Here is a 14,832-nt window from a genome sequence, read left to right on the forward strand (position 1 = left end):
CGAGCACCCGCGGGGGCGCAGGACGCCAGGCGTTCCCCCGCCAAGACCGACGAGGGCGTCCGAGCGACTCCGACATCGCTGAGCTGGGCAAGGTCGCCCGCAAGCTCGGCAAAGTGAGTTCCCTCCCCGATGGGCCGGCGGACGCGTCGGGCCTCACCCTGCGCCAGCGCATGATCCTGACGATGATCAAGGAGTCGATCGACGCGCGCGGCTACCCGCCCACGATCCGCGAAGTGGGCGAAGCGGTCGGGCTGGCGTCGCCGTCCAGCGTCAGCCACCAGCTCAAGGCACTTGAGGCCAAGGGCTTCCTGCACCGCGACCCCAAGCGCCCCCGGGCGTTGATGGTGAGCCTGCCCGACGAGGCGTCCGGGTCCGAGCAGCCCGCCTCGCAGGACGACGCGCCCACCCGGCCGGGCCTCGTGGCCAACGAGCCGGTGATCGCCGAGACGGAAGACTTCGAACAGGTCTCGCCCGCCGTCAACGTCCCCGTCGTCGGCCGCATCGCCGCCGGCGGTCCCATCCTGGCTGAGCAGCGCATCGAGGACGTCTTCCCGCTCCCCCGCGAACTGGTCGGCGAAGGCACGTTGTTCTTGCTGGAGGTGCGCGGCGACTCGATGGTGGACGCCGCGATCTGCGACGGCGACTACGTCGTCGTCCGGCAGCAGCCCACTGCGAACAACGGCGACATCGTCGCGGCGTTGCTGGAGGACGAGGCCACCGTCAAGACGTTCAAGCGCACCGACAACCAGGTGTGGCTGCTTCCGCACAACGAGGCTTACGAGCCGATCGACGGCAACAACGCCACGATCCTGGGCAAGGTCACCGCCGTCCTACGTCGGGTCTGACCCTTCCCCGCCGGGCGTGTCCCGGCTGTGGCCCAGCGCGGTCGGGCGGGCTCAGGACGCCTCCGCGGCTCCCGCAGCATCGGCGAGGCGACGTAACGCCATCACCGCGACCTCGCGATCGGTCGTCGTCCAGAAGCCGGGCATCGACGAGCGCAGGTAGCCGCCGTAGCGGGCGGTACGCAACCGGGGGTCCAGGACGGCGACGACGCCGCGATCGCTCACTCGGCGGATCAGCCGTCCAGACCCCTGGGCCAGCAGCAAGGCGGCGTGCGCGGCTGCAACCTGCATGAACCCGTTGCCGCCCCTCTCGGCCACGGCGCGCTGCCGGGCCTGCAGCAGCGGTTCGTCGGGCCGCGGGAACGGGATCTTGTCGATGATGACGAGCTGGCAGGTATCCCCCGGGACATCGACGCCCTGCCACAGCGACAGCGTGCCGAACAGGCTCGTCTCGGGCTCCTCGATGAAGCGCCGGGTCAGCTCGCTCAGCTGGGCGTCGCCCTGGCACAGGATCGTCCGGTCCGGCAACTCCTCGCGGCAGTGCCGAGCGGCGGCCTCGGCGTTGCGGTGGGACGCGAACAGGCCCAGCGTCCGCCCGCCCGCCGCCCAGACCAGCTCAGCGACCTCGCTGAGCGCGTCGGGACCGATGCCGTCGCGCCCGGGCGGCGACAGCCGATCGGCGATGTAGAGGATGCCCTGGCGGTCGTAGTGGAACGGGGACCCGACGTCGAGGGCGCGCCACGTGTGCGGATCGACGTCGTCGGCGGTCACGGGGGCGTCGAGGACGCGTTCTCCGGGCCACAGCCCCACCGTCCTGGCCACCGACTCGAACTCGCCGCCGAGCTTGAGCGTCGCTGAGGTCAGCACCGTCGGGGTCTCCGCGAGCACCTTGTCGCGCATGAGCAGCGCGACGTCCAACGGTGCGGCCACCAGCCAACGGCCGAACCGCTCCCGCTCGCTCACCCAGACCACGTCGGTCGGATCGAGCGCGGCCATCTGCTCGGAGACGTCGACGATCTCCTGAGCCGCGGCGGCCGCCTGCTTGCGCTCCGGGTCGTCCTCGCCGCCGCCCACCGCCGAGACCACGCGCCGGCCGACCGACCGGACGACGCCCAGCGCCACGCCGAGTTCGCTGTCCGGATCCTCCAGGCGGTCCAGCGGCGCGCCCGCCAGCGCGGTGCGCAGCGTGTCGGCGCAGTCCAGGAACTCCATGCCGAGGTCGTCGTCGAGCCAGGGCAGGCAGCGGCGCGCGACCCGCTCGATCTGTTGCGGGCTGAGCTCGTGCGAGGCGGCGCCGGTGACGCGGTTCACCAGCTCATGGGCCTCGTCGATGACGAGCCGGTCGTGCTCCGGCAGCGCGGTGTGTCCGTGCAGGGCGTCGATGGCGAGCAGCGCGTGGTTGGTGACGATGAGCTGGGCGTCCCGGCCTCGCTCCCGGGACCGTTCGACGAAGCACTCGCTGCCGAACGGGCAGTTGGACGCGCCCACACACTCCCGGACCGGCACCGACACCTGCGCCCACGCGGCCGGCGTGTGCGTCGGGGCGTCGTCACGGTCGGCCAGCCCCTCACTCGCGGCTTGTTCCTCGCCCCACTCGCGCAGCGCGACGACCTCGGCCCCGACCACCGACGCGGCGTCGGCCGTCCCGCCGCGCAACTGGGCGGCCACCTCGTCGCCGCCGAGCAGGGAGCCCTGATCGAGGCCCGTGCCCTCCCGCGTCTTGAGCAGGCAGATGTAGTTGGAGCGGCCCTTGATGACGGCGTGCCGCACCTGGCGTCCCGTGACGGACGCCGCCGCCTTCGTCGCGGCGGGGATGTCGGCGTTGGCCAACTGGGCCTGCAGCGCGAGGGTCGCCGTGGCGATGACCACCCGGCTACGCGGGTTCTCGGACAGGTGATCGAGAACCGGCGCCAGGTAGCCGAGCGACTTCCCGGTGCCTGTTCCCGCCTGGACGAGGAGGTGGTGTCCCGTTTCGCAAGCGTTCGCGATGGCCTCGGCCATCGCGCGCTGCCCTTGGCGGGTCGAGCCGCCGATCGCGTCGACCGCCGCGTCCAGGATGTCGGTGGTGCGGGAGGTCACCGGCTAACGTTCCTCGACGGCCGGGTTACCGATGACCAGCGTGCCGCCCTCGTCGAACTCGACCGGCCGGGTCAACGTGACCGCCGCGACCGGGAGCGGGCCGAACAGGTGCGGGTACCGCGGCCCGCCGGGGAACGCCTCCTCGGTGCGGACGAGGGTGCCGGCCTCGGCGAGGACGTCCCGGTCGATCTCCAGGATCACCAGCGGCTCCGGAGCGTCGGCGTAGCAGTCGCGCGCCACCACGCCGAGCTGGTGCGGGTACGAACAGTGGATGAAGCCCTCCTGTTCGAGCGTGCGCCCGCGGGTGCTGACGCGGTACTCCCCCGTCGCCCGGGCCGCTTCCCAGTCGGGCATCAGCGCGAGATGCCAGAGGGGGAACATGCCCTCGGCGCCCTCGCCGGTCACGTCGGCGGCGTTGTCACTCACAGCGCGTACTCCTCCAGTTCGCCCGCCAGATCGGCGTGGACGCGCGCCACCACCTGCGTGCCCTCGGCGGTGTGCTCCATCGTGATGAACTCGCCGGCCTGGTGGATCTTGTTGACGAGGTCGCCCCGCTCGTAGGGGATGAGCGCGCGGACCTGTACCTCGGGGTGCGGCAGCCGCTCCTCGACGCGTCGGCGCAGCTCGTCGACCCCCGCCCCCGTGCGCGCGGACGTGAAGATCGCGCGCGGGTCGACTGTGCGGAGGGTGGTGAGCGTGTCGGGATCGGCGAGGTCGGTCTTGTTGAAGACCAGCTGCTCGGGGATGTCCTGCGCGCCGATCTCCTGCAGCACGGCCCGCACGGCGTTGATCTGACCCACCGGGTCGGCGTCGGAGGCGTCCACGACGTGCACGAGAAGGTCGGCCTCCAGCGACTCCTCCAGCGTCGAGCGGAACGCTTCGACAAGGTCGTGCGGCAGGTGCCGGACGAAGCCGACGGTGTCGGTGAGCGTGAAAACGCGTCCGTCGGACGTCTGCGAGCGCCGCGTCGTGGGGTCGAGGGTGGCGAAGAGCGCGTCCTCGACCAGCACGCCCGCGCCCGTGAGCCGGTTCAGCAGGGACGATTTGCCGGCGTTGGTGTAGCCGACGATGGCCACGGACGGGATCCGATGCCGTCGGCGTTCCTGCCGCTTCGTCTCGCGGACGGCGTCGAGCTCACGCAGCCTCTTGCGCAGCATGCTGATGCGGGTGCGGATGCGGCGCCGGTCGGTCTCGATCTTGGTCTCGCCGGGGCCGCGACCGCCGATGCCGGCGCCGCCGGCCGCCCGCCCACCGGCTTGCCGGGACAAGTTGCCGCCCCAGCCTCGCAGGCGCTGGCGAAGGTACTGCAGCTGGGCCAGCTCGACCTGGGCCTTGCCCTCGACGCTGCGGGCATGCTGGGCGAAGATGTCGAGGATCAGCGCGGTGCGATCGATCACCTTGACCTGCAGCCGGTCCTCCAGGTTGCGCAGCTGGGCGGCGTCCAGTTCGCCGTCGGCGATGACGGTGTCCGCGCCCGTGGCGATGACCACCTCGCGCAGCTCGTCGACCTTGCCGCGGCCGATGAACGTGGCCGGGTCTGGATGCGTGCGCCGCTGCACGAGGGCGTCCAGCACCTCGGAGCCGGCGGTCTCGGCGAGTTGGCTCAGCTCGGCCATCGAGTTGTCGGCGTCCTGTTGAGTGCCGCTCGTCCACACGCCGACGAGCACCACGCGTTCCAGCTGGAGCTCGCGGTACTCGACCTCGGTGATGTCGGTGAGCTGCGTCGACAGCCCCGGCACACGCCGCAGGGACAGCCGTTCGGCCAGGTCGAGCTGGTCACCGTCGTAGTTCTCGTCGGCGGGGCGCCACTCCGGGTCGTCTGCGTCGTCGAACGTGGGGAAATCGTCGCTGGTCTGGGTCATCTACTCTCTTCACTCGTCTCGCTCGGACAGCTCGCCGCGGGCCACCACCACGGCGGGGCCGGTCAGCCAGGCCTGGCCGTCGGTCAGGTCGACCCGGACGCTGCCACCCGGCACCTGCACCTCATAGGACGCCTCCGTGCGTCCCTGCACCGTGGCCATCGCCGCCGCCACCGCCACGGTCCCGGTGCCACAGGACAGTGTCTCGCCCACGCCACGCTCGAAGACGCGCATGCGCACGGCGTCGTCCGCGAGCACCTCGACGAACTCCAGGTTGGTGCCGCCGGGGAACCGCTCCGCCGGCGCCCAGTCCGGCATCGTGGCGAGGTCGAGTGCGGCCAGATCGTCGGCGTCGGTCAGGAACGTGACGGCGTGCGGGTTCCCCACGTCGACGGACCACGCCGGCCAGGAGGACCCGCCCACGGTCACCGTGGTGTCCGTCGTCGACGAGACCGTCGGGCGGCCCATCCACAACCGGACGCGGCCGTCCGGCAGGAACGACCCCCGCCGGAGTCCGGCGCGGGTACCGAAGTCGACCACGTCGGCGTCCGCGGGGATCAGCCCCTCTTCGCGCAGGTAAAGCAGGAACACGCGGGCGCCGTTGCCGCACATCTCGGCCACCGAACCGTCGGCGTTGCGGTAGTCCATGAACCACGCGTCCGGGTCCCCGTCCCAGCCGTCGATGTGGCGGGCGCGGACGGCGCGGAGCACCCCGTCGCCGCCGATTCCGGCGCGCCGGTCGCACAGGAACCGCACCTGGGCGTCGCTGAGCCCGCGCTCGTCGTCGGGATCGACGAGCAGCACGAAGTCGTTCAGCGTGCCGTGTCCCTTGGCGAATTCGACCATGCGTACCAGTCTTCCACAGGCCACTGACACTCTGACTGTGGACACCCAGCCGGGGCCGCGCGCAGCCGGGTGGCGCCGTTGGCCGGTGCCGACCGTCAGCTGCGGGCCAGCGCGTCGGCGACGATCTCCGCGACGAGACCGGGCCCGTTGGCCAGACGCCACTGGATGCGCGGGTCGCGGCGGAACCAACCCAGCTGCTTGCGCGCGAACCTGCGCGTCCCACGCTTGGTGGCCTGTTTCGCCTCCTCCTCGGTGAGCTCGCCGTCCAGGAACTGGAGTACCTGGCGGTAGCCCAGCGCGCGCGACGCCGTCCGCCCCTCGCGGAGCCCGCGCGGAACGAGGCCGCGCACCTCGTCGACCAAACCGGCCTCCCACATCGCGTCCACGCGGGCGTCGATGCGTTCGTCCATGACCTCGCGGGGCAGGTCGAGGCCCCACTGGACGACGCCGGGAAGCAGGTACGTCCACGCGGGCAGGGTCGGGACGAACGACCCGGTCAGCTCGATGACCTCCAGCGCGCGGACGATCCGGCGGCCGTTCCCCGGCAGGATCTCGGCGGCCGCCTCAGGCGACGCCTCCCGTAGCCGGGCGTGCAGCGCTTCGGCGCCCACCCGCTCGAGCTCGGCCTCCCAGCGGGCCCGAACCTGCGGGTCCGTTCCGGGGAACTGGAAGTCGTCCAGCACTGCCCTCAGGTACAGCGCCGAACCTCCGACGACGAGCGGGATCGCGCCCCGACCCTGAGCCTCGGCGATCGCGGCGCGGGCGAGTGCCTGAAGATCGGCCACGGACGCGGTCTGCGTCACGTCGAGGATGTCGATGAGGTGGTGCGGGACGCCCCCGCGCTCGGCCACGCTCGGCTTCGCGGTGCCGATGTCCATGCCCCGGTAGACGAGCATCGAGTCGACGTTGACGATCTCCGCGGGCCGTCCGCACGCGATCAGTTCCTGCGCGACCGCCACGGCCAGGGACGACTTCCCGCTGGCGGTCGGCCCGTTGAGGGCCAGTATCGCTTCGGTCACAGCCGCCATCTTGCCCCATCCTTTCGGTTGGCCTGAGCCTCGAGCACCGCTATACAAGACCTTGTGAGTCCGGGAACTCCGGTCGCCACACCCCGAAGAAAGGAGCCCATCATGGGAATCTTCGACAAGGCCAAGGACATGTCGCAGGGTCACGAGGCCGAGACCGACGCCGCCCTCCAGCAGGGCGCTGACCGCGTCAACCAGGCCACCGGCGGAAAGTACGCCGATCAGGTCGAGAAGGGCCGCGCCGCCGCTGACGCGCAGGTGGGCGACGAGGCCGGCAACCAGATGCCCCCTCAGTGACCTCGCACTCAACGCGAGCGAGGGCCGATCCCAGTCGGGGTCGGCCCTCGTCGTCTCTGCGGCCGAGGGCGACCGGCCGAATGGCTCCGCTGCGTCAGCTGGCCGTCCGTCAGCCTGCGCGGCGGATGGGAAGGCCCAGGGAGACGGCGGGACGCCTGGTCGTCGCCACGCCGCCCGACCCGGTGGCGGCGGCCCACGCGTCACCGCCGCGGGTGCGGCGCAGGTTCGTCCAACCACCGTCGGCGTTCAGGTGGTGCGGCGCGGCGTAGGTGACCCTCACGTCGGCGATGTCGCCCGGCCGCGGCGCCTCGGCGCCCTCGGGGACGCCGACGTGCACGAGACGATTGTCCCGGGCCCGTCCCGAGACGCGGTTCGTGGCGACGTCTTTGCGCCCCTCACCGTCGGCGAACATCACTTCGACGCTCGTGCCGACCAGCCGCTGGTTCTCCTCCCAGGACAGTTCGCCGACGAGGTCGAGCAGGCGCTCGTAGCGGCGCTGCACGACCTCTTTGGGCACCTGATCGGGCATCGTCGCTGCCGGGGTGCCGGGCCGGATGGAGTACTGGAACGTGAAGGCAGCTGAGAACCGCGACCGGCGGACGACGTCCAGGGTCGCCTCGAAGTCCTCCTCGGTCTCGCCGGGGAAGCCCACGATGATGTCGGTGGTGATCGCCGCGTCGGGCATCGCAGCGCGGACGCGGTCGATGATGCCGAGGAACTTCTCGCTGCGATACGAGCGGCGCATCGCCCGCAGGATGCGGTCGGAACCCGACTGCAGCGGCATGTGCAGGCTCGGCATGACGTTGGGCGTCTCAGCCATCGCCTCGATGACATCGTCGGTGAAGGCGGCCGGGTGCGGAGAGGTGAACCGCACCCGCTCGAGCCCGTCGATGTCTCCGCACGCCCGCAGCAGCTTGCCGAAGGCAAGCCGATCGCCGAACTGAACCCCGTAGCTGTTCACGTTCTGCCCCAGCAGGGTGATCTCCTGCACGCCCTGGGAGACCAGCAGTTCGATCTCGGCGAGGATGTCGCCGGGGCGGCGGTCCTGCTCTTTGCCGCGCAGCGCGGGCACGATGCAGAACGTGCACGTGTTGTTGCAGCCGACGCTGATCGACACCCACGCCGAGTACGGCGAGTCGCGCCGGGTCGGCAGCGTTGACGGGAAGCGCGTGAGCGCCTCCTCGATCTCGACCTGCGATTCCTGCTCGACCCGCGCTCGTTCGAGCAGCACGGGCAGCGAGCCGATGTTGTGCGTGCCGAAGACGACGTCCACCCAGGGGGCACGGTTGAGGATCACGTCGCGATCCTTCTGCGCCATGCAGCCGCCCACGGCGATCTGCATGCCCGGGTGGCCCTGCTTGACCGGGCGCAAGTGCCCGAGGTTGCCGTAGAGCCGGTTGTCGGCGTTCTCGCGCACCGCGCACGTGTTGAACACGACGACGTCGGCCTCAGCGTCCTCGGCAGCGCGGCTGTAGCCGGCATCCTCCAGCAGCCCCGACAGGCGCTCGGAGTCGTGGACGTTCATCTGGCAGCCGTAGGTGATCACCTGGTAGGTGCGACCGGAGGCCGGCGAGGAGGCGGTGGCAGTCATAACGGTCAACCATCGTACCGGGCGCCCGGCGCCTCGAATCACCCGAGTTCGTCGTCGGGCTGGTCCCCCGTCACCTCGCGGTAGACGCGGTGCGACACCGCCGAGGAGAAGCCGCGCCGCGCGAGCGCTCCCATGAGCCGCCGGTAGCGAACCGCCGGCTCGAGTTTGGCCAGCCCGGCTGCCTTGCGCCGACCGTACGCGAGGGCGGCCGCGTAGTCGTCAGCCTCGCCCACCTCGGACAACGCCTCGTCGACGATGTCGCCGTCGACACCTTTGTGCCGCAGTTCCTGCCGCAGGACGCGCCGCGACTTCATGCGCCGCTGTTGGCCTTCCACCCATTGCTCCGCGAAGGCAGCGTCGTCGACCAGACCGAGTTCGGTGAACCGATCCAACACCTGGCGCCCCGCCTCGTGCGGGACGCCCTTCTTGGCGAGGGCGCGCTCCAGCTCATCGCGGGTGCGGGCCCGAACGTCGAGCTGGCGCAACACGATCTCGCGGGCGACCGCGACGGGATCGGCAGGCGGCTGATCGCCGACCAGGTCGGCCGGCTCCTCACGGCCGCGCCGCTGACGTGCCGCCATCGATCAGAACACCACCTCGCCGGTCTCGGGATCGATGCCCTCAGGCACGCCCCCCTCGGCCTTCCCCTGCGTGTCCGGCTCCGCGTCGAGCCCGCGTGCGGTGCGGATGCGTCGCTCGATCTCGTTGGCGACCTCGGGGTTGTTCTTCAGGTAGGTGCGAGCGTTCTCCTTGCCCTGGCCGAGCTGGTCGCTCTCGTAGGTGAACCAGGCGCCGGCCTTGCGGATGACGCCGGCTTCCACGCCGAGGTCGATGATGCTGCCCTCGCGGCTGATGCCCTGGCCGTACAAGATGTCGAACTCCGCCTGCTTGAACGGCGGGGCGACCTTGTTCTTCACGACCTTGACCCGAGTGCGGTTGCCGACCATGTCGCTGCCGTCCTTCAGCGTCTCGATGCGGCGCACGTCGAGCCGGACCGACGCGTAGAACTTCAGAGCCTTGCCACCGGTGGTGGTCTCGGGCGACCCGAACATGACGCCGATCTTCTCGCGCAACTGGTTGATGAAGATCGCCGTGGTGTTGGCGCTGGACAGGGCGCCAGTCATCTTCCGCAGCGCCTGGCTCATCAGCCGGGCCTGGAGGCCGACGTGGCTGTCGCCCATCTCGCCCTCGATCTCGGCGCGCGGCGTCAGCGCGGCCACCGAGTCGATGACGATGAGGCTCAGCGCGCCGGAGCGCACCAGCATGTCGGCGATCTCGAGAGCCTGCTCGCCGTTGTCGGGCTGGCTGACCAGCAGCGCGTCCGTGTCGACGCCCAGCTTGGCCGCGTACTCCGGGTCGAGCGCATGCTCGGCGTCGATGAACGCGCAGATGCCGCCCTCGGCCTGCGCGTTGGCGATCGCGTGGAGTGCCACGGTGGTCTTACCGCTGGACTCGGGGCCGTAGATCTCGACGACGCGCCCCCGCGGCAGACCGCCGATGCCGAGCGCGATATCGAGCGCGACCGAGCCGGTGGGGATGACCTCCATGGGCTGCGCGGTGCGCTCGCCGAGGCGCATCACCGAACCCTTGCCGTGCGACTTCTCGATCTGTGCGAGCGCCGCCTCGAGCGCCTTGGTGCGATCGGCTACCGCCATGTCCGTGTCCTTCCTTCAGGATCGTCTTCGCGATGCTCCGCACCGCCAACCACCACGATAGGAATCGGCTCCGACATTTTTTCAGCGCCCTGGCGCCTGTGGATGACCGCGTCCCTTAGATCGCGACGCAGACAAGACTACCGAACACGTGTTCGAACAGAACACGACACGCCCGCGTGTCGTCGCGGTTGGGTGTCAGCGCTCGCGGGCCGGGAGTTCCAACGCCTCCCAGGCGGCCCGCCAGACATCCTTGGCGGGCACACCCGCCTCCAGCGCCTCCAGCACCGTGCGGCTGCCGAGCGCCTCGAGTTGCGTCATCTCCGCCCAGGAGCGTGCGTACCCGTCACCGAGATGCGCCGTGAGCCGGCGCCACAGTTCGACCTCCCGCACGGAATCAGGCGGCGGCCGCGGCGCCCACGGGCAGGCGGGTGACCTTCTCCAACGCGTCCACCTTGTCGCTGACAAGGCGCAGCACGTCGCCCAGCGACACATCGAGGGCGCCGCAGATCGCGTTGAGCAGCTCGCTCGACGCTTCCTTCTGCCCGCGCTCGACTTCCGACAGGTATCCCAGGCTCACCCGGGCGGCCGCGCTGACCTCGCGCAGCGTCATCGCCGCGGACATGCGAAGCTCGCGCAACGTCTGCCCCAGCAGTTCGCGCATCAGGATCTGCTTCACCTGCACCTCGGGATTCATGGATTGGACTCTACTCATGGTCGGGGCAGCGGTTTCTTGACCGCGCCATTCGGGAACACAACACCGAAAAGCCTCTGGGTGTTCCCGCTCGGGTCGGCGTCCTCAGACCGGCGAGATGGCGCGCAGCAGCATCTGCAGCGCGGTCTCGACCGTCTGGGTGCGCACCGCGTCCCGGTCGCCCGCCAGCTCGTAGCGCTCGCTCAGCGCGAAGGGCGGCATGGACGCCGTCCGCGGCCCGATGACGCTGATGAACACCTCACCGGGCTCGTGGCCGTCCTGCGGCGTCGGGCCGGCCACGCCGGTCACCGCCACCGACCAGTCGGCCCCCGTGAGCTCCTGGGCCCCGAGCGCCATCCCGGCGGCCACCTCGCCGCTGACGACGGTGTGCGCTTCGATGTCGTTCTCGTCCACGTCCAGCATCGTCGACTTCATCGTGCTGTCGTACGCGATGAACCCACCCAGGTAGACCGCCGACGCGCCCGGCACGCTGGTGATCGTCGCCCCGAGGAGCCCGCCGGTCAGCGACTCCGCGGTGCACAGCTTCAGGTCGCGGCTCGTCAGCGTCTTCACCAGGCGCGTGGCCGTGTCCGGGGACTGCTTCGACTCCGTCACGATTCCTCCTTGGGGTGCTCCGCGAGATACGAGTTACGCAGCCGGCTGGCCTCCCGCAGGTAGTCCAGACCGGTCAGGATGGTGAGGACGAAGGCGGCGATCATGAGGATCCACGCGATGACGACCCACCACATCGGCATGAACTGCAGGCCGGGGATGAACATGGCGAGCGCCACCGACTGGACCACGGTCTTGAGCTTGCCGCCGCGGTTGGCGGCCATGACCCCGTACTTGATGATGGCCCAGCGCAGGACGGTGATGCCCCACTCCCGCACGAGGATCAGGATCGTGATCCACCACGGCAGCTCGGCGAGGATGCTCAGCCCGATGAACGCCATGCCGGTGAGCGCCTTGTCGGCGATCGGATCCCACAGCTTGCCGAAGTTCGTGACGAGGTTGTACTTGCGAGCGATGCGCCCGTCGGCGGCGTCCGTCAGGATCGCCAGGATGAACACCGCGTTCGCCCACCAGCGCATCGCCGGGTCGGCCGGGTACGCCAGCAGCAGCCAGGCGAACAGGGGCACCATCACCAGGCGGAGCGCGGTCAGGACGTTCGGCACGTTCCAATTGCTCGGTTTGCGCGCGGGATCGGCGGTGGTCATGCGCCCTCCTCCTCTGCGATGAGGTCAACGCCCTCGGTCATGGTGACCCTACCCCAGACCATGTCGCCCACGGCGAGGACGCCACGGTCGTCCGGAATGATCGTGGCGCCGTCGACCTCGGGACCCTGATGCGCGGCGCGGCCGATCGCACGGCCGTCCTCGACCGCCTCGACCAGCACCCGGACGCGCTCGCCGATCCGCTCCTCGGCGCGCTGCTCCACCAACTCGGTGGCCAGGTCGTTGAGCCGCTCGTAGCGCTCGGCGATGACGTCGTCGGCCACATGGTCCGGCAGCCCGACGCCCTCGGTGCCCTCCTCGTCGGAATAGGCGAAAACGCCCAGGGCGTCCAGTCGCGCCCGCTGCACGAAGTCGCTCAGCACGGCGACGTCCTCCTCGGTCTCTCCTGGGAAGCCCACGATGACGTTGCTGCGGACGCCCGCGAGCGGCGCCTTGTCCCGGATCGACTCCAGCAGGCCCAGGAACGACTCCGCATCGCCGTACCGGCGCATCCGGCGGAGCACGGGCCCGCTGGCGTGCTGGAAAGACAGGTCGAAGTAGGGCACGACGCGCTCCAGCGACGTCATCGCCTCGATGGTGCCCGGCTTGATCTCGGCGGGCTGCAGGTACGACACCCGGATCCACTCCAGCCCGTCCACGTCGTTGAGCGCGCGCAGCAGCCGCGGCAGCGCCGCGGGATCCTGGAGATCCTTGCCGTAGGACGACGTGTTCTCCGAGACCAGGAACACCTCCTTGACGCCCTGGGTGACGAGCCAGCGTGCCTCCTCGACGATCTCGTCGGCGGGCCGCGACAGGAACGAGCCGCGGAACGCCGGGATGGCGCAGAACGCGCACCGCCGGTCGCAGCCCGAGGCGATCTTCACCGGGGCGGACGGGCCGCCACCCAGCCGACGCCGCACGGCGCGCGGCCCGGACGCCGGCGCTACGCCCGCGGGGAGGTCGGGTGCTTGGGCGAGCCCCGGCACGACGACGCCCTGGGCGGCCGCCGGACGCGACGCCGGGGCCAGCGGCAGCAGGCGGCGCCGGTCGGAGGGTGTGTGGGCGTCCAGGTGCTCGCCGGCCATGATCGAACGCAGCTTGGCGTCGATGGTGGTGTAGTCGTCGAAGCCGAGCACGGCGTCCGCCTCGGGCAGCGCCTCGGCGAGTTCGGCGCCATACCTCTCGGCCATGCAGCCCACGGCCACGACGCGCTGGGTGACGCCGCCGTCCTTGAGGTCGGCGGCCGCCAGCAGGGTGTCGATCGAGTCCTTCTTCGCCGACTCGATGAAGCCGCAGGTGTTCACGACGATCGCCTCGGCGTCGTCCGGCTCGCCGACCAGACGGAAGCCGCCCGCCTCGAGACGCCCGGCGAGTTCTTCGGAGTCGACCTCGTTGCGGGCGCAGCCCAGCGAAACGACGTGCACGGTGGTCAGGTCAGTCACCGATTCAATCTAGCTCAGCACGGCGCCCGCTCCGCGGCGCGCTCCCACGCGTGTGGAACAATCGCGGCGTGCGTGAGATCAAGCAATCCGACAAACTCCGCGACGTGCGCTACGACGTCCGGGGACCGATCCTGGTCGAAGCCCAGCGGCTGGAGGCCGAGGGTCAAAAGATCCTCAAGCTGAACATCGGCAACACCGCCCCGTTCGGCTTCGAGGCTCCCGAGGCCATCGTGGCCAGCATGATCCACCACCTGCCGGAGGCCCAGGGCTACTCAGACAGCCGCGGCATCTACTCGGCGCGCACCGCCGTGGCGCAGTACTACCAGTCGTGCGGCCTGAAGAACATCGACGTCGAGGACGTCTACATCGGCAACGGCGTCTCCGAACTCATCACCCTGGTCACGGAGGCGATGATCAACGACGGCGACGAGGTGCTGATCCCCGCGCCCGACTACCCCCTGTGGACCGGCGCCGTCTCGCTGGCGGGCGGCACCCCTGTGCACTACGTGTGCGACGAGAACAACGAGTGGAACCCCGACCTCGCCGACATCGAGGCGAGGATCACCGAACGCACCCGGGCCCTCGTCATGATCAACCCGAACAACCCCACCGGCGCGGTCTACGACGAGGCGATCGTCGCCGGCATGGTCGACATCGCCCGGCGCCACGATCTGGTGCTCATGTCGGACGAGATCTACGAGAAGATCATCTTCGACGGCCGGGTCCACCACCACGCCGCGCGCCTGGCCGGGGACGACGTCCTGTGCCTCACGTTCTCCGGGCTGTCCAAGGCTTACCGGGTGTGCGGTTACCGCGCGGGCTGGGTCGCGATCAGCGGGCCCAAGCACGTCGCCTCGGACTTCCTCGAGGGCCTCACCCTGCTGGCGAACATGCGCATGTGCGCGAACGTGCCGGCACAGTACGCCATCCAGACCGCCCTGGGCGGCTACCAGAGCGTCAACGAGTACATCGTCCCGGGCGGCCGGTTCTACGACCAGAGCAAGCTGGCCTGGCGGATGCTCAACGAGATCCCCGGCGTGAGCTGCGTCGAGCCGCACGGCGCCCTCTACGTGTTCCCTCGGCTCGACCCCGAGGTCTACCCGATTGAGGACGACGAGGCGTTCGTCATCGACCTGCTCCGCGCGAAGAAGCTGCTGGTCACCCACGGACGCGGGTTCAACTGGATCGCGCCCGACCACTTCCGGCTCGTGACGCTGCCCAACACCGAGATGCTGACCGAGGCCATCACGCGCATCGCGTCGTATCTGGCGACGAAGCGCTGAGGACGGTC

General features: G+C 70.3%; 16 protein-coding genes. 3 read left to right on the plus strand and 13 right to left on the minus strand.

Annotation, left to right across the window (positions count from 1 at the left end; genetic code table 11):
• The first annotated feature begins 170 nt into the window (after positions 1-170).
• A complete protein-coding gene (gene lexA / locus BN1187_RS08855; protein WP_407667738.1) occupies positions 171-845 on the plus strand; it encodes a transcriptional repressor LexA in 675 nt (224 codons plus the stop codon).
• A gap of 51 nt (positions 846-896) precedes the next feature.
• Here the strand turns inward: lexA and BN1187_RS08860 are convergent, their stop codons facing one another.
• From BN1187_RS08860 to miaA, 5 genes are all read right to left on the minus strand, one after another.
• Complete coding sequence (locus tag BN1187_RS08860; protein ID WP_082034731.1) at positions 897-2,843, minus strand: ATP-dependent DNA helicase; 1,947 nt, start codon at positions 2,841-2,843, stop codon at positions 897-899.
• Positions 2,844-2,924: 81 nt separating this feature from the next.
• Complete coding sequence (locus tag BN1187_RS08865) at positions 2,925-3,347, minus strand: DUF952 domain-containing protein (RefSeq protein ID WP_218184628.1); 423 nt, start codon at positions 3,345-3,347, stop codon at positions 2,925-2,927.
• On the minus strand, positions 3,344-4,783 hold the full coding sequence (hflX, locus tag BN1187_RS08870) for a GTPase HflX (RefSeq protein WP_040160948.1): 1,440 nt from the start codon (positions 4,781-4,783) through the stop codon (positions 3,344-3,346). The genes BN1187_RS08865 and hflX overlap by 4 nt, the downstream gene beginning before the upstream one ends.
• 9 nt (positions 4,784-4,792) lie before the next feature.
• On the minus strand, positions 4,793-5,626 hold the full coding sequence (gene dapF, locus BN1187_RS08875) for a diaminopimelate epimerase (RefSeq protein ID WP_040160950.1): 834 nt from the start codon (positions 5,624-5,626) through the stop codon (positions 4,793-4,795).
• 95 nt (positions 5,627-5,721) lie between these two features.
• Positions 5,722-6,654, minus strand: a complete 933-nt coding sequence (gene miaA, locus BN1187_RS08880) for a tRNA (adenosine(37)-N6)-dimethylallyltransferase MiaA (RefSeq protein ID WP_040160953.1) — start codon at positions 6,652-6,654, stop codon at positions 5,722-5,724.
• Between the two features lie 102 nt (positions 6,655-6,756).
• Between miaA and BN1187_RS13860 the strand changes: the two genes are divergently transcribed.
• Complete coding sequence (locus BN1187_RS13860; RefSeq protein ID WP_040160955.1) at positions 6,757-6,948, plus strand: antitoxin; 192 nt, start codon at positions 6,757-6,759, stop codon at positions 6,946-6,948.
• 109 nt (positions 6,949-7,057) lie between these two features.
• On the opposite strand, the gene miaB is transcribed toward BN1187_RS13860, so the two are convergent.
• The 8 genes from miaB to rimO all read right to left on the minus strand — a co-directional run bounded on the left by miaB (position 7,058) and on the right by rimO (position 13,550).
• Positions 7,058-8,539, minus strand: a complete 1,482-nt coding sequence (gene miaB / locus BN1187_RS08885) for a tRNA (N6-isopentenyl adenosine(37)-C2)-methylthiotransferase MiaB (RefSeq protein ID WP_052462541.1) — start codon at positions 8,537-8,539, stop codon at positions 7,058-7,060.
• A 38-nt stretch (positions 8,540-8,577) separates the two neighbouring features.
• Positions 8,578-9,120, minus strand: a complete 543-nt coding sequence (locus BN1187_RS08890) for a regulatory protein RecX (protein ID WP_040160957.1) — start codon at positions 9,118-9,120, stop codon at positions 8,578-8,580.
• A 3-nt stretch (positions 9,121-9,123) separates the two neighbouring features.
• Positions 9,124-10,194 carry a recombinase RecA gene (recA, locus tag BN1187_RS08895; RefSeq protein ID WP_040160960.1) on the minus strand — a complete coding sequence of 357 codons (1,071 nt, stop codon included), beginning with the start codon at positions 10,192-10,194 and terminating at the stop codon, positions 9,124-9,126.
• Positions 10,195-10,389: 195 nt separating this feature from the next.
• Positions 10,390-10,584 carry a DUF3046 domain-containing protein gene (locus tag BN1187_RS08900; RefSeq protein WP_040160962.1) on the minus strand — a complete coding sequence of 65 codons (195 nt, stop codon included), beginning with the start codon at positions 10,582-10,584 and terminating at the stop codon, positions 10,390-10,392.
• A gap of 4 nt (positions 10,585-10,588) precedes the next feature.
• Entirely contained in the window at positions 10,589-10,870 is a 282-nt protein-coding gene (locus BN1187_RS08905) for a helix-turn-helix domain-containing protein (protein WP_315969075.1), read from the minus strand.
• A gap of 120 nt (positions 10,871-10,990) precedes the next feature.
• The gene (locus BN1187_RS08910; RefSeq protein WP_040160966.1) at positions 10,991-11,500 is read right to left on the minus strand and encodes a CinA family protein; all 510 of its coding nucleotides are present in this window, start codon (positions 11,498-11,500) and stop codon (positions 10,991-10,993) included.
• Entirely contained in the window at positions 11,497-12,102 is a 606-nt protein-coding gene (pgsA, locus tag BN1187_RS08915; RefSeq protein ID WP_040160968.1) for a CDP-diacylglycerol--glycerol-3-phosphate 3-phosphatidyltransferase, read from the minus strand. Before pgsA ends, BN1187_RS08910 begins: the two co-directional genes overlap by 4 nt.
• Positions 12,099-13,550 carry a 30S ribosomal protein S12 methylthiotransferase RimO gene (gene rimO, locus BN1187_RS08920; RefSeq protein ID WP_390620227.1) on the minus strand — a complete coding sequence of 484 codons (1,452 nt, stop codon included), beginning with the start codon at positions 13,548-13,550 and terminating at the stop codon, positions 12,099-12,101. The genes pgsA and rimO overlap by 4 nt, the downstream gene beginning before the upstream one ends.
• Before the next feature lie 59 nt (positions 13,551-13,609).
• On the opposite strand from rimO, the gene BN1187_RS08925 reads away from it, so the two are divergent.
• Entirely contained in the window at positions 13,610-14,824 is a 1,215-nt protein-coding gene (locus BN1187_RS08925) for a pyridoxal phosphate-dependent aminotransferase (RefSeq protein WP_040160970.1), read from the plus strand.
• Positions 14,825-14,832 lie beyond the last annotated feature (8 nt).

Source organism: Nigerium massiliense (assembly GCF_000826085.1).
Taxonomy (GTDB): Bacteria; Actinomycetota; Actinomycetes; order Propionibacteriales; family Propionibacteriaceae; genus Propioniciclava; species Propioniciclava massiliense.